Source organism: Virgibacillus oceani (assembly GCF_014638995.1).
GTDB classification, from domain to species: Bacteria; Bacillota; Bacilli; order Bacillales; family Amphibacillaceae; genus Virgibacillus_E; species Virgibacillus_E oceani.
The window spans coordinates 33,415-52,090 of the sequence record NZ_BMFR01000015.1 but is presented as its reverse complement, the minus strand read 5'-3'; the positions used below and the strand labels follow the sequence as shown (position 1 = coordinate 52,090).

The following is an 18,676-nucleotide window of genomic DNA, read 5'->3' as shown; positions in this document are numbered from 1 at the left end:
ACGGGGTCAGACCCCGTGTCCCGCTTCTCATCTCTTCAATTAAACATACAATGGGATCAGTTCCTGCGACTTTACATCCACTAATCCAAGATCACTTATGCGAATTTCCGGGATAACAGTTAGTGTCAAGGATGAGAGCGCCATAGATGGAGAACGTCTCCCAACCTTTACGCCCATCGACTTAGCCACCTTATTAAACTCCTCCACTTTTGGGGCAAGTTCCTCAATAGGCTCCGCTGCCATCAATCCAGCGATAGGTAAATCCACCTGTGCCATAACCTTCCCATCTTCCACTAAGCAGAGTCCGCCACCAGATTTCTGCAGCTGTTGTGCGGCTAGCAGCATATCATTTGCATTTTTTCCTGCGACTACCAAATTATGACTGTCATGAGCTACTGTTGTTGCATATGCGCCACTGCGTATCCCGGAATTTTTCAATACTCCTATAAATGGTTCTCGTTGTTGACCATGGCGTCCTGTCACCGAAACAAATACATAATCAGCAGGTAAATCACGTATCGTACCATCCGTAACCTGTACTTCTAAGACACCTTTTTGAGTTGTTCCGATCTCTGTCATTTCCATCGTATTTAGCCCTATCATTCCAGTTTCCACTGGTGGCTTTATCTTAAAATCATCCACTTGAAGTTTAGGTAGACGAACCGTATTTTTCCTAAGTGGTGTAGTACCGCTCGTAATATCCACGATAACATCCCCATCCCGCACCATTTGTTCGCCCTGTACAAATACATCGTTAGCCTGCATTGTTTCCAATGAATCTACTAATGAAAAATCCGCTACATACCCAGCAGCAATGGCACCGCGGTCATGAAGACCATAACGAATCGCGCCATTTAGTGTAGCATAGCGAATGGCAAGCGGTGCTGGTATTCCTTCCTCGATACAGCGACGAACCACGCGATTCATTTGTCCATTTTTCAGCATGTCATTCGGTTCCACATCATCTGTACACATCGCGATGTTAGAGGAATGGGGCAGGATCTCCCATGCCTTTGCTGCTATATCCGCAAACTGGCTTACACTCGACTCACGAATATAAATCAACATTCCTGCACGCAGCTTTTCCACAATTTCTTCTACTGTTCGGCTTTCATGATCAGAATTAACCCCGGCAGCTAAATAGGCTTGTAAATCACGACCACCAACACGCGGCAAATGACCTTCATTACGTACTCCAAAATCAAGACCCTTTTGTACAATACCGGCCATACGAGGATTTTGCTTAATGACACCTACATAATCCATTAATTCAGCAACCCCTACCACATCGGGATTATTCAGCAATGCCGCGATATCTTCTGGGCCAAACTCTGCCCCAGCCGTTTCCACACCAGGTACAGCAGGGACACACGACGGAATAGTTGTAAGTATTTGAACCGGAAGCCCTTTGCTAGCATTTATCATATAGGTTACCCCTTCAGCACCCATCACATTGCCAATTTCATGCGGATCAATCACCGCTGCGGTTGTCCCATGCCGAAGTACGGCCCTAGCAAACATATCTGGCGTAATCATCGTACTCTCAATATGTACATGGCAGTCGATAAAACCAGGCACTGCATACTTGCCTGTTGCATCAATCACATTATCACCTTCCATATAGAAGGCTGGCTCATCGTGTTCGTAGCGTGCAATCGCACTAAAACGATTTTCCTTAATGCCAATATCAGCCATATAAATTTCTGCAGTAAAAACATTGACTAGATTAACTTTCCGAATGATCGTATCCATCCGTTCATCTCCGCGTGCCGCTGCTACAATATGTTGACGTGAAAACATAGATAAAATCTCCCTTCGCATATATTATTATTCAGCTAAAGTAATAAAATAAATAATAAGTGGGATTAGCAAAATGTACAAACCGGGATGTATTTCCTTTTGCCGGCCAGACAAGCTTTTTACCAGTACATATATAATAATCCCAGCTGCAATTCCATTCCCAAAATTGAATGTAAAAATAGTAATAACGATTGTCATAAATGCTGGCAATGACTCTGTTACATCTTCAAAATTAATGTTTCGAACAGAGGAAAGCATTGTCAATCCGACTAAAATTAATGCTGGCGCAGTCGCTTCTGTTGGGATGATCATGATTAACGGTGTAACAAACAAGGTGAGCAAGAATAAAACCCCTGTTGAAACTGCCGTCAATCCTGTACGTCCACCTGCCTCTACACCAGTTGCCGATTCAACATAGGTCGTCATAACCGGTACAGAAAACAATGACCCCAGAACCGTTCCACCTGCATCCACAACAAACGGTTTATCAATCTGAGGCAGATCGCCATTTTTGTCTAGCATGTTCCCTTTGCCTGCTACTCCAAGCATCGTTCCAAGACTTGAAAAGAAGTCGGGGACAAAAAATGCCAGCAGAAACGGGAAATATGATATCTTCAATGCTTCCATAATGTCCAATTGAAATAGGACTGGCGCAACACTTTCCGGAAACGAAAATACAGAACTAGGCAATTGTGTTACCCCCATCGGAATTCCAATTAAAGTAACTGCAACGATCCCAATTAATAGATGACCCCGGACATTTCTTGCTAACAGAACACTCATTATAAAAAAACCGATAAGTGCCAAAATCGCATTAGGAGATCCGATGTCACCAAGCTGCAGGGAATTTGCACTTTCGCTTGCCGTTACTAATCCAGCATTACGAAAGCCGATAAGTGCGATAAATAATCCAACTCCCGCCCCAATCGATAATTTAATTGCCGGTGGAACAAGCCGAACAATCAGTTGTCTTAACCCAAAAATTGTAAATAAGACAAATAAAACACCAGAAACGAAAACCATTCCCATACCAACCTGCCATGGGATTCCTTCCGCCAACACAAGTGTTACGGAAAGAAAAGCAACTGAACCGAGACCAGGAGCAAGCGCAAAAGGTCTGTTACTGTATATTCCCATTATGATCGTTATAAGTCCTGTCATGAGAATAACAGCCACTGTAACTGGCCCTTTAGGTATACCAGCGCCTTCCAGCATCCCTGGTACAACAATTAATACATAAAGCATTGTCATGAAAACCGTTAGCCCTGCAGTAAATTCTGTTCTTGCAGTCGTTTTATTTGCGGATAGTTGAAATAGTTTCTCTGTTAATTTAGTTCTGTTCATCTAATGACTCTCCCCTCGCTGTACTAGATTGTAATCAGGATTTTTCCCTTTAAAAATCTACCAATTGCCGGTATACCCGAACTTTAGCCAAAATAATAAAAGCCCAGAAAATGTAGAATGATTTCTACCATCTGGACTTAATAAAGGTTAAAGAAAAGTTGATTCAGCGATATACATACAAATAAACTACTAGACGAAGCCGAACACGCTTATACTTTAACCCGTAGTCCGGTTCTTTCCGTGGGAACCTGGTAGAGACCCTCAGACCATATTACTGAGGATATACGAGTATACTATTTAAGTTTATTACTCTGATAATATAGCAAATACAATCAAGAGAATCAAGCAAAAGTGAACATTGATGACGAATTTATTCATAATGTTCGTTTATTGCAAGCGTTATTCTTTTGACATGTAAAATGGAAATTCAGCCATTTACAAATTGTAAAGTGATTCCTTCATTTTTTGAACCTATAAACTATATCGATTTTACAATTTCACCTAATCTCATTTCTTTCATTGATTGAAGCTTCAAATGATAATCTTTAAACGGAAGTGATTCTGTAACAGGATTCGGAATAATTATTGTTTTTACATTTGCTTTTTGAGCGGCGATCAATCCATTTAATGAATCTTCAAATACAATAGCTTCGGAAGGTTGGATATTAAGAACCTCAATCGCCTTTAAAAATAGGTCAGGTGCTGGTTTGATATGCTCCACATCATCTTGTGTGATAAGGTAATCAAAATACGTAATAAGTCCCAGATTCGTTAAATGGAAATCCACCCATTCTCTTGACGAACTGGTAGCTAAAGCAATTTTATAGCCTGCCTCCGCTGCATCAGCCAAATAATCCTCAACACCATCTCTTGCTTTGGCAGTTCTTACCTTTTCCGTATGCAGCACATTAGCTTTATCCTTTAATACATCTTCATTAAAAATGCTTCCCAATTCTTTTCTTAAATAACGGAACATTGATTCATCGCCCGACCCTACACATTTCACAAACTCCTCAAGCGGCAAATCAAATGCATGATCATTATTTAATACCTCTTTATATGAATCATACCAAGCGGTTTCCGTATCTAATATAAGACCATCAAAATCAAATATAACGGCTTTAATCATTTCCGCGCCCCCAAAATTCATTTTACTAAAGAGTAACACGAAACTGATATACGTCAAACAGAAAGTGCTTCTTTGATGATTACTTCCAGTGCAAATATCCATAAAGATTTGAAAGTGAAAAACCTAATCCCCTTGTTTTAGAGGAATTAGGCTTATACTTTAATCGCGCATTATTGTTTAGGTAATAAGAACTTCAGTATATGGGATACAAGTTCTGCAGGTTGATCTTCCTGTACCAAATATCCCGCATTGGGAACCGAAACAAATTAAGACGTTTTGATGTATTATGCAATATACTTCCTTTTCAATTGGAATCCAACTGTCTTGCTCCCCCCAAATTATGCATACAGGTGCTTTTATCTCGTTGTAAACTGATTCGATTTCCTCTGTAAACCTTTGATCCGCATGCGCAATTTGCCGATAAAATGCACGCTGACCCGTTGCACCAAGAAAGGGCGTAATGATTCCCTTTAATGTTTCTTCATCCATGGAATTATATTTTGCTCCCTGAACATAAGTCGAAATTATTGCCTCATGAATGTACTCGGGAATTCCCTGAAAGGCTGCTTCATTTTTTTTCACATGTGAGAAAAAAGAAGAACCCCATGGCGAAACAGCTACAGGGTCAATAAGTATTATTTTTTCAAATTCCCTTTTTTCCAAAAGATGTGTTCTTAAAACGGTTGTCCCGCCGAAATCATGTCCAATCACAATAGGATTATTCAGTTCCCAATAATTGAGAAGTTCCGAGAAAATTTTATTCTGGACTCCAAGTGATACATCCCCATCCGGCATTTCAGACTGGCCATAACCCAAAAGATCATAATAATGCACGGTAAACCATTGACTTAAAGCGGGAATGATATGCCGCCAGTTAAACGATGACCATGGGGTTCCATGTACAAGGATTAAGGGAGGGCCTTCTCCCATGATATCGTAACTGATTTGTCCGAAAGATGATGAAAAGCTTCTAGTTAGTTTAAATTGTTCCAACCTAATTCCCCTCCAATTACTTGGTCTGGAACCCTTTGATAGTAAGCAATAGTTAAACATTTTTAAACCGAAACTTAAATCTTCAAAAAAGAATCCAATTTGCCTTTTTCAAATGGAATCTTTTTAAATCATATAAAGCAGATTTAAGTGTCAAGTAGACCAAACTTTATTTTTAGTAAGGCTACATCTTGATCGCTTTTAGCATTTGGCGAATAGCTCCAAGATGATAAGCTGAATGTGCCAAAGAACCTAACACCTCTTTTGTAAGTGGTTCATTCCATTCCAATTCATCAAGAGATTCTAAAAGTGTTGCGTATTCATGTCGTAATTCTTCCCGAATTCGATGCCATCCTTCATCATCCACAGAACTAATTTTCCAGCTTTCTTCCCAATTCATGTCTGGCTGCTTACCGTCTTTCAGGATGGCATTTGTTCCCCATAAATAAAAGCGGGTATGATCAGCATGTGCCGCAACTGTCGCCCCATTAACCGAAACGGATGCCTCATTTGCGGTCAATTTATCCAAAGTCCCGAAAAGTCCGCTGTTTGGCCGTGCCTCTGTGAACATACCTCCTTCACTAGGCGGACCTCCAAATGTTTCTTTTACTAAGGTTTTAACAGAATTTCTCCATGTTTCATTCATCGTTATCCCTCCAAAAAATAATTAATTTACACATCAATCCATTGTTACTACCTGACCGGTGATTATGAGCTGCGTATCACCCCTTTCAAATCTGATAAGTCAAATCAGTTCCTGAGATGCCGCTGGTTACCTATAAGGTCTCTCCCAGGTAAAGAGCCGTTTTCCCAGTAGGTGAATTCATTAATTCATAGGGTCAGTATCCCTCTGTAAACTTCAAAAAATTTCGGTTGTTGTTAGCCCCGCGGAAATTTACATAACATCATACCTCATGATAGGTCTCTTTGGATGGCGACGACAAATTTCAATGAAGTTGAATGATTGAAACAGGCTCACCGGACCCGTATACACGTCTGCATCAGAGGCGTGGCCGGCAGTATCCTTTGGGAATGCCTCCAATGTTTTGGCGCCATGTGCACATGCGTATTCAATCGCTGCTTTCAATAACTGCTTGGCAATTCCCTGCTTTCGAAAGTCTTTATGTATGTAAAAGCAAAGGATGGACCACACCGGCTTATCATCGACCGGTTTAAAAACATGGGAATAGGTAATTCGTTCGTTAAACTCTCTACGTGGCGCAATTGAACACCAACCAACAGGCTCTCCTTCTACATATGCCAGTAACCCCGGCTGCCGATTTTCTTCAACAATATTTTTAAAATCGGATCGGTTTGTAGCGTTACTTCGCTTTTTAAAGTCCTTATTTCTTAAACGCCAATGCATACACCAACACCCATCACAAGCACCACATTTTCCAAACAAATGCTCTACATCATGCCACCGATCTGGTGTTAATGGACTGATTTCAACCTGCATTTATGCCACCCCCATCAAAAAACTTCTAAATTTAGCTGCCTTCGTTTTAGGCTAGTAAGACGGGCATCCATTGAGAACCGATTACAATTGATCGTTATTTGTACGGGTCAAAACACGAAAAAAGTTCTCGGCATCATACAACCCCCTATAATCATTTTGGTGGTTATATTATAAAACGATTGATTATAACTGTCAATACCCTTTATAATGGTTATAAGAAGGAAGGTTGCACAAAATGTCTAATTTAAACACAGATTCGGGAATTTTAATTGGTGAACGCCTATGTTTAGATTTCGCCAACACGGTTAGTTGGCATAATGGAGACAATCCAAATGAACGGTTACTAAATTACGAAAAATTGGTCGAGTGGAGTCGGCACGCGGAAATTTTAAGCATTCCTCAAGAAAAGCAATTACTTGAAAAGGCAAATCGTTATTCAGACCAAGCCGAAAAGACCTTAGGGGAAGCTATTGAATTGAGGGAAGCTATTTTTCGTTTATTCAGATCAATCGCTAATGGCCTAAAGACCGATACTTTAGACCTTGCTATTTTAAATAACTATTTGACAAAGGCGTATAGTTTGGCGGAAATTATTCCAAAAGACGGTAATTTTGCCTTAACATTTCAAAAGGGTGAAAATGAACTTGATTGCATGCTTTGGCCAATTGTGCAGTCTGCAATAGACCTCTTGCTTTCAGGAAATTTGAACCGGGTTAAGCAGTGTGAAGGAGAACCGTGCGGATGGCTGTTTTTCGATTCAAGCCGAAACAAAAGCCGCCGCTGGTGTTCGATGGCGGATTGCGGGAATCGGGAAAAGGCACGTCGTTATTATAAGAAGAAGAGCAGTCAAAAATAAGGTGCAGGGAGAAATTTTCTGTGGAACGTGAATTAAGTTGGCTTAAGAATTCCGGCATTATTTGATAGTGAACAGGCAGGATGGGAGACATATCTTTGATAAGAACCATGTGTACACTTCACTCACAAAAAATAATTTCGGTGTTTCTTATCTTCTGCTACCTCAAATCAATGGAAAAGCATTTTATTGTTACAACCTCAACCTTCCCTTCCATAATGCCATCTGACTAAGGCTAGCTATCCCTAGTAACTAGCCTTACTGCAGATTTATCATATACTGTTATTCCATATTAACGGTTATTGCCAGATCGTTTTCCCTTTTAGTTCTAAGACTAATCCGCTAAAAGAGGTTTTATAGAAATAATAACTCCGTCCTCATCCGCGTAAACATATTCTCCTGGTCTCCACTCTACTCCACCAAAATGAAGAATGCTATTACGATCGCCGGTGCCATATTTTTTACTTTTTAACGGATGTGTTCCTAATGCAAGAATTCCAACATCTATTTTAGCAAGGTCAACAGAGTCTCTCACATAACCATTTATAATAATGCCTGCTAACTTTCTTGATTGCGCAATGCCTGCTAAACGATCACCGAGAAGTGCGCATCGATTAGAACCACCACCGTTTACAACGATAACGGAGCCTTCTGGTACATTTTTAAGCGCTTCCACTATGAGCACGTTATCTTCATACACATTTACGGTTTCAATTTTTCCCGAAAAACGTGTCTTTTTTCCAAAAGAACGGAATGCAATATTGCTAATTTGCAGTGCATCTGAATAGTCATCACATAAATCAGTGGTTTTAAAGTCTAACATAGCTATCCCTCCCTACTTTAAATTCTAATACAATTCAACATTTATTCTTAGAATTCCTTTTAAAAATTAAATCCTAACTAAAGACTTTTACCTTAGAGAGGATTTAGTATGATGCAATATTGGCGGCGTGATCCCTGTTAAGGAAAAGCACTAGTTAAACGAGTTATCATATGCTTTTAATAACAAATCAACAATGTGAACTGCTTCCATCTTGTCACTCAGCCTTTCTCTTTCAATACCTTGTAACAGACAGCCTGGATTTGCTGGAAAACCCTAATCCCGATAACTCTCAATCATATTCCCCATATGAGCATATGCACCACCAGCACGCAATGCGGACGATACCATAATGGCCTCCGCTAATTGTTCACCTGTTGCACCTTGTTTTTCAGCATTTTTGGAGTGGACATCAATACAGTAAGGGCATTGTGTTGCAGTTCCTACCGCTACGGCAATAATTTCTTTAAATGCAGCACTAAGTTTTCCATCCTTTGTTGCCGCGGCACTAAATGCAGAATAGCCTTTAAAACCCTTCGCAGCATACTTGCCTAATTGGCCCAATTTTTTCAAATTCGAACGGGCATAAAGAACATCTGATGCATCGTTATCCATAGCGTTATGGACATGGGTACTGTGGGTGACCGCTCCACCCGCCTCCACCGCCGCTGTAACAAACACAGCTTCCGCTAATTCTTCCAATGAAGCACCAGCCTTTTTAGCACTTTTTGTATGGCTGTCAATGCAGTAGGGACATTCGGTTACATGGGCAATTGCAACAGCGATGATTTCCTTCTCTTTTCTGGATAAGGCACCATCCTGAAAAACGGCTGCATTAAAATCGTTAAAAGCCTGCAATTGCTCAGATGCTAGGTCGTTTAATTGTTTTAAATTTTTCATATTCTCTGTCGTATATAGGTTTCCTGACATTCTTAAAAACTCCTTTATAATTTTTGTTTTAGTATACCCTTTAGACGGATCAACAAAACAACTAGCGGGACGAGGGGTCAGACCCCTCGTCCCGCTACCATAGATAAAGTCTAGTAAATTCATCATCGTATCTTTTTTCCCGGCAATTTTTGCATCTTTTAGGGTGGACGAATCCCTTACTTTTATAAAATTGCTGTTCACCAATCGTAAATGTAAAACGATTCCCGCATTCCCAGCATTTTAGAATTATATCCTCTGGGGCAGAACCTTTTAGTGCTTCTTTGATGGATGCATTTCTCTCACTTATCAATTGATGATCTAGAGTTTCATTCGTTTCCAATGCGGTAATGGTTTGTTTAATGGCGGCTCTAAATTTCTTATACTCTACCTTTTCCCATTCTTTTAAAAATGGAATAAAATGCGCGTTCCCTGTTTCTTTTATCTTTTCGAGAAATAATAATATCATATGCCGGTTGCGATCCTTTAAATAATTCATATCAGGGGCATGCTTACCCTCCTTCAGCCATTGTCGCCATTCCCTTAAAAATTCGTCTGCAAATTGATTAGCCTCAATCTGCCAGCCACGTTCAGTAAAAACAACCATCGGTAATTTGCCACTGTATTGAATATCTAAAAAATCGTAATCAATCATCCAATCGACCTTAAGCATGATATCATCCACTTTCTCTGAACGGAAATACCCATATGTTGGGCATGTATCCAGTCCCAGCTGCAGAACTTTTTTCTCGCGTGAGCCTTTTAAAATTTTCGCTAGGAATGTTCGACCGCCCTGAGCGATGATTGTATCGGCAGCGCGCAAAATTGCAAGAATCTCTTCTTCTGATAACCGTTCTATTTTTGACGACATATTAAAAAGGCAGCTCCTCATCTGAAATAGCAGGTACATTTTTAGATCTGCTCTCTCTATTCTTTTCTGTTTTTGGATTATCTAGCGTCCTTCCAAACTTTTCTTCATATAAATCACGAATCCAAACCTTCACAGGCGCTTTCCACTTTTGATTTGACGACGGAATATTTTTAATCAGACTTTTAGGATTCATACTAAGTTCTTTAGCCATTTGAATATCGGCTTGATTTAAGCGGCAACGTTTTTTTGCCTCCGCCCACACATTACTCTTATTCTTTTTCCCCATTAGAATCATTCCTTTCTGAGTACACGGTGGCTTGGTGGCGGGACAAGGGGTCTGACCCCGTGTCCCGCTGCTATTTTTTAAATGTCGTATATTTTAAAACAAATTTCATAAAGTCTTCAAATGAAGGGAAGAATTTTTGCCGTTGGTTATACCATTTTCGAACTGTCTCCACTAGCCAGAACGGGACAGGTTTCGAATCTATTAGGTGGTAGTAATCCTCATACGCCTTTTTTAAATGCTCCCAGCGATAGTCATTCCCAGGTTGAACATATTCGGAGACATCAAGGATTTTTGCTCTTCCGTCTTGCAGCAATATATTTTTCAAATGAATATCACGCGGGTTCAGCCCTTTGTTACGTACATATTCCCTTGCATCCTCAACATCCGTTACAACCTGTTCCGGTATATGAATTCCTTGCAGAAGGCAGTCAAACAGCGTCGTTCCTTTCTCATAGCTTAAAACAAGTATTTGGTCAGTCGATGCATAACATGTTGAAAAATAAGGTGAACTCCCGAGAACGCGATACACTTCCTCTTCCGTTTTTATTTTGGAAACTTTATCCACAGCATAACACTTAAATGCATAATCCGGTGCATCGACAGATTGAAATACAGCTGCATCTGTCCCCACACCAATACATTTCAACCCATCTGCATCACCACGTATGGTGACAGGTTCATTGTTTGGATTTGATGAAACGGTGATTTTGGAAAGGGAATGAATAGCATTTTCCCAGTTATAATCCATATTCGTTCTCCCTTCACTTATCTAAACTTCAAAATACTGTTTCTAAATTAACTTTATGTAAACACCTTTCAAGGAAAAAGTTTGGAATATCTACTAATTCAACAAACCTAAACAAAATCCTGTTTACCAGACCGATAATTTAACCTTCTATTTAAATTACTGCCCTTTTTTTACTCAAAAACTACATTCTTGTTATATTTTTATAAAAAAATGAAAAAAAAAGACGGCTAAATCATAACGATTTTGGCCGTCTAAGATATCAAAGTTATAATGCTCCCATACCACCGTCAACTCGATACTGAACACCTGTAATGAATAAACTATCATCTGAAGCGAGGAATAAGACTAAATTGGCAATATCACTTGATTCACCATAACGTCCTAATGGGATACTTTGAGCTAATGTTTCTTGTTCTACATTCATTCCTTCTTCCAATGAGCGCATCATTCTTGTATTAACAGGTGACGGATGGATCGAATTCACTCGTACATTCGAGCTTGCTACTTCAACTGCTGAAGCTTTTGTCAATCCTACTACTGCATGTTTGGAAGCGATGTAAGGTGAAACACCAGGACTGCCGCTTAATCCAGCTACGGATGAAGTATTAATAACACTGCCATAACCTTGTTTAGTCATTACTGGTAAAACATACTTCAATCCTAAGAATATTCCACGTACATTTACACTAATTACTTTATCGAAGTCCTCCACTTTTTGATCCACAAGAGGAGCTACTTTTCCTTCGATTCCTGCATTGTTAAAGAACACATCAATTTAGCCAAAATGTTCAACTGCATTTTCAACATAATTTGCTACTTCCGATTCTTTTGAAACATCTGCTTGAACGATAAGTACTTCACCAAAAGAATCTAGTTCTTCCTTTGCTTTTTGGAGTGATTCTTCAACCAAATCTACCAAAACAACTTTGGCACCTTCCTTTAGAAATCTTTCCGCAGTTACTTTACCGATGCCACCTGCTCCTCCAGTAATGACGACAACTTTATCTAAAAATCTTTCCATTTTGTATTACCTCCATCTATTTATTTTTAATTAAGGAATCTTTAATTCAGAATAATTATATACCCATTATTAAAACGAATCAAAGAAAATGTTTTAAGCTATACCTAACTATTTTAACCATCGTCTATTTAGTTATTCCTTAGCTTAACTAACTATAAAAAGCCACTTATTTCATCCCTGCATTATTTACAATTCTCATTGTGTAAAACAATAGAACAAGCACAATAGCCATCACAACGGCAAGAAATAACCATCCAAATACAAATGAACCTACCCTGTCAACAGCAAACCCGAAAAGCGGTGGAGCAACAATTACCCCAAATGAACCCACAGTAATACTAAATCCGCTAGCAATTCCTGAATATTCTCTTTGAACAAGTTCTGTCGCCGTATTCATCCAAATACCGTTAAATCCTGACATACAAAATCCCAGGAACACTGTGATGATAGCCATCATCCAAAAAGATGTGCCGTGTGGCAAAAAGGCAACGAGCAGTGATAGAAATAACCCCATACAAGAAATAATGATTAGAACAATTATCCGTCTGCCATCAAATAAACGATCGCTAATGATCCCCCAAACAATTCGCCCAACGGAACCGCTTATCTCAGAAATAACTAACAATACACCGGATAATACCAGGCTTATTCCAAGTCCTTCATATGCAAATAACACGAGATATGTATTTAAGGCCATCTGACTGCCATTCAATCCCATCGCACAAATACTCACAAGCATCAGTGTTTTATTTTTAAACATCATATAAATAGAAGGAAGTAATTGATTTGGCTTTCCTATTTTCTTTGCACTCGTTACAGATGGAGCGTCTCTGTAAAATATAAAAGCAAGAATTCCAATGATAATGAGCAATAAACAAGCACCAAATTGTACTGGCCGCCACCCCCATTCATTGGCAAGAGGCAATAAAATCAGGGCTGATAGTGCAGATCCAAACGTAACGCCCATTTGTTTAATTCCCATTGCTGTTCCACGTTTTTTAGTGGTAAACCAATAAATAATTCCCCGATTTGAGGCAGGATGCATCGAACCATAGCCAAATCCACCCAGCGTTATCAAGAATAGAACCGCTAAAAACGCGGAGGTAAATGTCATCAAAAGAAAACTAATCCCTAAACAAAGAGACAGCATTAACAATACCCTTCTAGAACCGATTAAGTCAGTAAAATACCCTACTGGAATAGAGGCAAGTGATTGTCCCAAAAATAATGCGGCCGGAAGCATCCCAATTTGTGCCATTGATAGAGATAAGTCCGCACCGATTAAAACTCCAAGCGGCGCAAGACTCCTTCCAATAAAAGCAACAGATACTTGTGTAATAAACAACCACGATAGCATTCTCCAAGGACTAAAATTAACCGTTTGATTTTGCAGTACATTACTCCTATTCATTCTCTGATCAACTCTTTTTTAATAGTAATTTAACAGTAAACATTGGATGACCTTAAATCAGAAACTAATCAATTTTTAAATTGTTGACAAAATACTGATAACAATATACTATATCAGAAAACGCTTTCATGTAAAGGAGGTGAAACCAATCAGCCCTATTATTAAACCAGAACCCCTGCATGTGCAGGCCTATAAATACATTCAAAATTACTTATTAGATAATGAATTTTCACCTGGTGAACGCCTAACAGAATTAGGTTTAGCAGCTATGTTAGGTGTAAGCAGGGGTCCAGTCCGTGAAGCTGTAAGATTGTTGATCCATGACGGGTTGCTGGTTCAAAAAGGTGTCCATATCTATGTTTTTGACCCTACATTTGACGATGTAATAGATGTTTACCTTTGTAAAGAACGACTGGAACCCCTTGCAGCAAAACTATCAGCACAGCATATGTCACAGGCTAGTCATGATACCCTTCTAGACATAATAAACCGGACGAAACAAGCTTTGGAACAGGATGAAAAAAGAAATATTGTTAATTTTAATACAGAATTTCATGATTTAATCATTCAATCCTCAGGTAATAAGCAATTAATTCAGTTTATGAATTTAATACATGCGAAAAATTTGTACATGCGTAACAATATTTTAAGCAACTACGACAGAAGAGATCATTTTTTTGAGGAACATGTTCGAATTACGGATGCCATTATTAACGGAGACGGTGAACAAGCAGAACTTGAAATGAAGATGCATATTCAAAACGACATCAACATGCTAGGTACTATTTTTAAATCAAATCAAAAGGATGATTCTAAATGAGCCAAACATTAGAAGGATTGAAGGTCCTGGAATTAGGCAGTCTTATTGCAGGACCATTTGCTGGAAGATTAATGGCTGAGTTTGGGGCGGATGTAATTAAGGTAGAGCCGCCGGGAAAAGGTGATCCGCTCCGTGACTGGAGACATATATACAAGGATCAATCACTATGGTGGCGGCTTCAGGCTAGGAATAAAAAGTCACTCACCATAGATTTAAAGAAAAAGGAAGGTCAGGAGATCATTCAGTCACTTGTAAAAGAATGCGACATTATCATTGAGAATTTTCGACCTGGTACACTGGAAAAATGGAACATCGGCTATGACCAGCTATCTGCTATCAATCCTGGAATCATCATGGTCAGAGTGTCCGGATATGGTCAGACTGGTCCATACCGCGATAAAACGGGATTTGGCAGTGTTGGGGAATCAATGGGCGGTATACGGCATCTGACCGGATACCCTGACCGAGCACCAACAAGAGCGGGAATTAGCCTTGGTGATTCCCTTGCAGCAATGTACGCTGTTATCGGTGCTCTTATGGCTGTTTACCATCGGGACGTAAAAGGTACAGGAGAAGGGCAAATTGTGGATGTAGCACTTTACGAAGCCGTCTTTAGTTTAATGGAAAGTATGCTTCCTGAATACGATAAATTCGGTGTAGTCAGGCAGCGAACAGGTTCTTCCTTACCAGGTATTGCACCTTCCAATACGTATCAGTGTAAAGATGGGAAATACATCGTCATCGGCGGAAACGGTGATGCCATTTTTAGACGATTAATGTGCGCTATTGGTGATCGGGAATTAGCGGAAGATGAGCGATTCACAAGCAACAAAGGCCGGGCAGCGCATGCAGATTTCCTGGATTCAAGAATCGAGGACTGGACAAAAACAGTAAATCTTGAAACCGCGATACAAACACTTGATGATGCAAAAGTTCCAGCGGGTGCTATCTACAGCATTGAAGATATTGTAAAAGATCCGCAGTATTTAGCACGGGAGATGATACAGCAATTTGATCTGGGCAATGATGATGCACTAAAAATCCCTGGTGTTGTACCAAAAATGAGCAGGACCCCGGGTGGAACGAATTGGTTAGGCCCTGACCTGGGTGAACATACCGGTCAAATTTTAAAAGACTTGTTAGCCTTTGATGAGGAAAGGATTGCAAAGCTTAAAAATGAAGGGATTATCTAATGATAACCTGAAACCTTTTGAAAGCAGGTGATGAATGTGAAACGCATTTTTATTCACGATGTTGTTCCACGGGATGGATTGCAAAATGAGAATCAATTTATTCCTACCCATCAAAAGATTGAGCTTATTAACCAATTAAGTGAAGCTGGAATCGACAAAATCGAGGTGACCTCCTTTGTCTCACCGAAGGCAATCCCAAATTTGAAGGATGCCGAAGAGGTAATGAAAGGGATTAACAGAAAGCCTGGTGTTACGTATTCTGCCCTGGTGCCTAATCTTAAAGGTGCTGAACGCGCTCTTCGTTGTTCTGTCGATGAAATAAATCTAGTCGTTTCTGTTAGTGACTCGCATAATCTCAAAAATATACGCCGAACAACTGCTCAAACATTTGAAGGCTTTGAGGAAATCATGCGTTATTTATCCAATGAAAACATTCTTGTCAATGGATCGCTTGGCACCTCATTTGGTTGCCCTTTTGAAGGCGAAATTCCAGAAGAAAAAGTATTGCAGCTTATTGATCGATATCTTGAACTAGGTGTGAATGGAATTACCCTTGCAGACACTACTGGGATGGCAACACCATCACAAGTATACCAATTGGCCAAAACTGTTTTAGATCATTGGTCGGAGCTTCCGTTAACGCTTCATTTTCACAATACGAGAGGAATGGGTTTGGCAAATGTAAATGAAGGGATTCGTGCTGGCGTAACCCGCTTCGATGCATCTCTGGGCGGAATCGGCGGCTGCCCGTTCGCCCCCGGAGCAAGCGGCAATATTTGCACAGAAGACTTGGTTCACATGCTGCTTTTCATGGGATATAACGTCAGAGCAGACCTTGACCGGCTAATCAATACAGCTAATTATTTACAAGCAAACGTAGCACACGATTTGCCAGGACAAATTATAAAAGCTGGCAAAATAACCGACCTGCATTCCACATCTGAAATTTAGAAAGGAGAAAGAAAATGACGCCTAAAACACTTTTTGAAAAAGTTTGGGAAAAGCATGTAATTGATACGTCCCTTGATCTGCCATTACTGTTTATTGATTTGCACCTAATTCACGATGTTACATCACCGCAGGCATTTAATTTACTTAAAGAGCAAGGCAGAACAGTTAGACGGCCGGACCTAACGTTTGCTTCAGCTGATCACAACGTTCCCACCACTGACCGAAACCTGGAATTTAAAGACCTGCTGGCAAAGAAACAAGTAGACGCTTTAATCAAGAACTGTAAAGAATTTGGTGTAACTGTCTATGACTTAGACCACCCTGACAACGGTATTGTGCATATTATAGGACCTGAACTCGGATTAACCACCCCTGGAAAAACAATTGTTTGCGGAGATAGTCACACTTCCACACACGGCGCATTTGGTGCTTTTGCATTTGGCATTGGTTCCAGTGAAATCACGCACGTACTGGCAACACAAACTCTTCCGCAAGCAAAACCGAAAACAATGAACATTCAAATTGACGGTGAAATGCCAGATGGAGTAAGCAGCAAGGATATTATTTTGCGTATTATTGGCGAAATCGGCACTCATGGCGGGGTTGGTCATGTTGTTGAATTTACTGGAAGCACCGTTAAAAACATGTCCATGGATGAACGGATGACCATTTGCAATATGGTGCTTGAAGCTGGCGCACGATCAGGCATGATTGCTCCCGATGAAACAACTTTTGCCTATTTAAAGAATCGCAAATTTGTGCCTAAAGGAGAAAAATGGAACGAGGCAGTCGCTGAGTGGAGTGAACTTTATAGTGACCCTGGTGCTGTATACGATAAAACCGTAACGATAAACATAGACAATTTAGCACCGCAAGCCACATGGGGAACCAATCCAGGTCAAGTAACTTCAATCGACAAAACGATACCATCACCAAAAAGTTTTACAGGTTCCAACGAAAGAACTGCGGCGGAATCAGCTTTAGATTATATGGATTTGAATCCGGCAACAAATATGAATGAAATTGAAATTGACCGGATTTTTATCGGTTCCTGTACGAATGCTAGAATAGAAGATTTACGTCTAGCCGCCCAAGTTGCTTATGGTCACAAGGTTCATAACAATGTAACGGCATTAGTGGTCCCGGGATCCTATCATATAAAAAGACGTGCGGAACAGGAAGGATTGGACAAAGTATTTATCGATGCTGGATTTGAATGGAGAGAACCAGGCTGCAGTATGTGTCCTGGAATGAACCCGGACATTGCGAATCCAGGTGACAGGGTAGCTTCTACCTCTAACCGTAACTTTGAAGGCCGCCAAGGAAAGGGTGTAAGAACACACCTAGTTAGCCCCGCAATGGCAGCTGCGGCAGCCATAACTGGACATCTAACAGATATTAGGAAATGGAATTATAAAGGAGGGTTAAGAAAAAATGAAGCCTTTTCGTAAGTATACAGGTTCTGTTGTACCACTTAATAAATCCAATATTGATACCGATATCATTATACCAACCGAGTTTCTGAAGCGAACCGAGAGAACAGGCTATGGCCAGCATATGATGTACTATTGGAGGTTCCATGAAGACGGTGAACCTAACGATGACTTTGTATTAAACAATGAAACGTATAAACAAGCTACTATTCTGCTAAGCGGTGAAAATTTCGGTTGCGGTTCTTCAAGGGAGAATGCGGTTTGGGCACTGCATGATTATGGATTTCAAGTGATTATTGCACCTTCTTTCGCGGATATTTTTAAAGGAAACTGTTCGAAAAATGGACTGCTGTTAATTGAACTTGATGAAGCACAAATGAATGAATTATTTTCTAGGGAAAAAGAAAATCCTGCTTTTTCATTGCATGTAGATTTAGAAAATCAAATTATCCAAGATGATTCCGATTGGGCAGCATCCTTTACCGTCGAACCTAGCACACGGCATAAATTTTTACACGGTCTAGATGACATCGACCTGACGATGACAGCAGAAGAAGATATTTTGCAATTCGAGAAACAAAGGGCGTTTTATATGGATCCGTCCGTTAACTAAATTCTGA

General features: G+C 40.0%; 18 protein-coding genes, 1 pseudogene and 1 riboswitch. Of the genes and pseudogenes, 6 read left to right on the top strand and 13 right to left on the bottom strand.

Annotated elements, in window-relative coordinates; all coding sequences use genetic code 11:
- Nucleotides 1-39: 39 nt before the first annotated feature.
- The 6 genes from ade to IEV74_RS15310 form a co-directional block, all read right to left on the bottom strand.
- Nucleotides 40-1,800, bottom strand: coding sequence for an adenine deaminase (gene ade / locus IEV74_RS15335; protein ID WP_188456252.1), 1,761 nt, complete (start codon nucleotides 1,798-1,800; stop codon nucleotides 40-42).
- 27 nt (nucleotides 1,801-1,827) lie between these two features.
- A complete protein-coding gene (locus IEV74_RS15330) occupies nucleotides 1,828-3,144 on the bottom strand; it encodes an NCS2 family permease (protein WP_188456251.1) in 1,317 nt (438 codons plus the stop codon).
- A 204-nt stretch (nucleotides 3,145-3,348) separates the two neighbouring features.
- A riboswitch (purine riboswitch) is annotated at nucleotides 3,349-3,452 on the bottom strand.
- A gap of 170 nt (nucleotides 3,453-3,622) precedes the next feature.
- Nucleotides 3,623-4,270 (bottom strand): HAD family hydrolase, encoded by a 648-nt coding sequence (locus IEV74_RS15325; protein WP_188456275.1) that lies wholly within the window; start codon nucleotides 4,268-4,270, stop codon nucleotides 3,623-3,625.
- 180 nt (nucleotides 4,271-4,450) lie between these two features.
- A complete protein-coding gene (locus IEV74_RS15320; protein ID WP_229683214.1) occupies nucleotides 4,451-5,266 on the bottom strand; it encodes an alpha/beta fold hydrolase in 816 nt (271 codons plus the stop codon).
- 181 nt (nucleotides 5,267-5,447) lie between these two features.
- Nucleotides 5,448-5,909, bottom strand: a complete 462-nt coding sequence (locus IEV74_RS15315) for a hypothetical protein (protein WP_188456250.1) — start codon at nucleotides 5,907-5,909, stop codon at nucleotides 5,448-5,450.
- A gap of 249 nt (nucleotides 5,910-6,158) precedes the next feature.
- Nucleotides 6,159-6,722, bottom strand: a complete 564-nt coding sequence (locus IEV74_RS15310; protein ID WP_188456249.1) for a GNAT family N-acetyltransferase — start codon at nucleotides 6,720-6,722, stop codon at nucleotides 6,159-6,161.
- Nucleotides 6,723-6,957: 235 nt separating this feature from the next.
- Between IEV74_RS15310 and IEV74_RS15305 the strand changes: the two genes are divergently transcribed.
- Nucleotides 6,958-7,578, top strand: coding sequence for a CGNR zinc finger domain-containing protein (locus tag IEV74_RS15305; RefSeq protein WP_188456248.1), 621 nt, complete (start codon nucleotides 6,958-6,960; stop codon nucleotides 7,576-7,578).
- A gap of 331 nt (nucleotides 7,579-7,909) precedes the next feature.
- Here the strand turns inward: IEV74_RS15305 and rraA are convergent, their stop codons facing one another.
- The 7 genes and pseudogenes from rraA to IEV74_RS15270 all read right to left on the bottom strand — a co-directional run bounded on the left by rraA (nucleotide 7,910) and on the right by IEV74_RS15270 (nucleotide 13,659).
- Nucleotides 7,910-8,398 (bottom strand): ribonuclease E activity regulator RraA, encoded by a 489-nt coding sequence (gene rraA / locus IEV74_RS15300; protein ID WP_188456247.1) that lies wholly within the window; start codon nucleotides 8,396-8,398, stop codon nucleotides 7,910-7,912.
- 273 nt (nucleotides 8,399-8,671) lie between these two features.
- Nucleotides 8,672-9,325 (bottom strand): carboxymuconolactone decarboxylase family protein, encoded by a 654-nt coding sequence (locus IEV74_RS15295; RefSeq protein ID WP_188456246.1) that lies wholly within the window; start codon nucleotides 9,323-9,325, stop codon nucleotides 8,672-8,674.
- Nucleotides 9,326-9,419: 94 nt separating this feature from the next.
- Nucleotides 9,420-10,193, bottom strand: a complete 774-nt coding sequence (locus tag IEV74_RS15290) for an RQC-minor-1 family DNA-binding protein (protein ID WP_188456245.1) — start codon at nucleotides 10,191-10,193, stop codon at nucleotides 9,420-9,422.
- Between the two features lies 1 nt (nucleotide 10,194).
- Nucleotides 10,195-10,479 (bottom strand): hypothetical protein, encoded by a 285-nt coding sequence (locus IEV74_RS15285; RefSeq protein WP_188456244.1) that lies wholly within the window; start codon nucleotides 10,477-10,479, stop codon nucleotides 10,195-10,197.
- A gap of 70 nt (nucleotides 10,480-10,549) precedes the next feature.
- Complete coding sequence (locus IEV74_RS15280) at nucleotides 10,550-11,227, bottom strand: serine/threonine protein kinase (RefSeq protein WP_188456243.1); 678 nt, start codon at nucleotides 11,225-11,227, stop codon at nucleotides 10,550-10,552.
- A 265-nt stretch (nucleotides 11,228-11,492) separates the two neighbouring features.
- Nucleotides 11,493-12,248 (bottom strand): annotated as a pseudogene (locus IEV74_RS15275) (SDR family NAD(P)-dependent oxidoreductase).
- A 166-nt stretch (nucleotides 12,249-12,414) separates the two neighbouring features.
- Nucleotides 12,415-13,659 (bottom strand): MFS transporter, encoded by a 1,245-nt coding sequence (locus IEV74_RS15270; protein WP_188456242.1) that lies wholly within the window; start codon nucleotides 13,657-13,659, stop codon nucleotides 12,415-12,417.
- 181 nt (nucleotides 13,660-13,840) lie between these two features.
- On the opposite strand from IEV74_RS15270, the gene IEV74_RS15265 reads away from it, so the two are divergent.
- Genes IEV74_RS15265 through leuD form a run of 5 tightly spaced genes read left to right on the top strand, consistent with a single transcriptional unit; the run spans nucleotide 13,841 to nucleotide 18,669 of the window.
- Nucleotides 13,841-14,479, top strand: a complete 639-nt coding sequence (locus tag IEV74_RS15265; RefSeq protein WP_188456241.1) for a GntR family transcriptional regulator — start codon at nucleotides 13,841-13,843, stop codon at nucleotides 14,477-14,479.
- Nucleotides 14,476-15,672: a CaiB/BaiF CoA transferase family protein gene (locus IEV74_RS15260; RefSeq protein ID WP_188456240.1), complete on the top strand. Its 1,197-nt coding sequence runs from the start codon at nucleotides 14,476-14,478 to the stop codon at nucleotides 15,670-15,672. Before IEV74_RS15265 ends, IEV74_RS15260 begins: the two co-directional genes overlap by 4 nt.
- Nucleotides 15,673-15,708: 36 nt before the next feature.
- Nucleotides 15,709-16,623, top strand: a complete 915-nt coding sequence (locus tag IEV74_RS15255; protein ID WP_229683213.1) for a hydroxymethylglutaryl-CoA lyase — start codon at nucleotides 15,709-15,711, stop codon at nucleotides 16,621-16,623.
- A 14-nt stretch (nucleotides 16,624-16,637) separates the two neighbouring features.
- Nucleotides 16,638-18,074: a 3-isopropylmalate dehydratase large subunit gene (gene leuC, locus IEV74_RS15250; RefSeq protein WP_188456238.1), complete on the top strand. Its 1,437-nt coding sequence runs from the start codon at nucleotides 16,638-16,640 to the stop codon at nucleotides 18,072-18,074.
- Entirely contained in the window at nucleotides 18,058-18,669 is a 612-nt protein-coding gene (gene leuD, locus IEV74_RS15245) for a 3-isopropylmalate dehydratase small subunit (protein ID WP_188456237.1), read from the top strand. The genes leuC and leuD overlap by 17 nt, the downstream gene beginning before the upstream one ends.
- Nucleotides 18,670-18,676: the final 7 nt, after the last annotated feature.

Bases quoted from the DNA above. Each gene is read 5' to 3' on its own strand.
- IEV74_RS15305 (WP_188456248.1), top strand. From the start codon at position 6,958: ATGTCTAATTTAAACACAGATTCGGGAATTTTAATTGGTGAACGCCTA.
- leuD (WP_188456237.1), top strand. From the start codon at position 18,058: ATGAAGCCTTTTCGTAAGTATACAGGTTCTGTTGTACCACTTAATAAA.
- ade (WP_188456252.1), bottom strand. From the start codon at position 1,800: ATGTTTTCACGTCAACATATTGTAGCAGCGGCACGCGGAGATGAACGG.
- IEV74_RS15330 (WP_188456251.1), bottom strand. From the start codon at position 3,144: ATGAACAGAACTAAATTAACAGAGAAACTATTTCAACTATCCGCAAAT.
- IEV74_RS15285 (WP_188456244.1), bottom strand. From the start codon at position 10,479: ATGGGGAAAAAGAATAAGAGTAATGTGTGGGCGGAGGCAAAAAAACGT.
- IEV74_RS15260 (WP_188456240.1), top strand. From the start codon at position 14,476: ATGAGCCAAACATTAGAAGGATTGAAGGTCCTGGAATTAGGCAGTCTT.
- leuC (WP_188456238.1), top strand. From the start codon at position 16,638: ATGACGCCTAAAACACTTTTTGAAAAAGTTTGGGAAAAGCATGTAATT.
- IEV74_RS15315 (WP_188456250.1), bottom strand. From the start codon at position 5,909: ATGAATGAAACATGGAGAAATTCTGTTAAAACCTTAGTAAAAGAAACA.
- IEV74_RS15310 (WP_188456249.1), bottom strand. From the start codon at position 6,722: ATGCAGGTTGAAATCAGTCCATTAACACCAGATCGGTGGCATGATGTA.
- IEV74_RS15290 (WP_188456245.1), bottom strand. From the start codon at position 10,193: ATGTCGTCAAAAATAGAACGGTTATCAGAAGAAGAGATTCTTGCAATT.
- rraA (WP_188456247.1), bottom strand. From the start codon at position 8,398: ATGTTAGACTTTAAAACCACTGATTTATGTGATGACTATTCAGATGCA.
- IEV74_RS15295 (WP_188456246.1), bottom strand. From the start codon at position 9,325: ATGTCAGGAAACCTATATACGACAGAGAATATGAAAAATTTAAAACAA.
- IEV74_RS15280 (WP_188456243.1), bottom strand. From the start codon at position 11,227: ATGGATTATAACTGGGAAAATGCTATTCATTCCCTTTCCAAAATCACC.
- IEV74_RS15270 (WP_188456242.1), bottom strand. From the start codon at position 13,659: ATGAATAGGAGTAATGTACTGCAAAATCAAACGGTTAATTTTAGTCCT.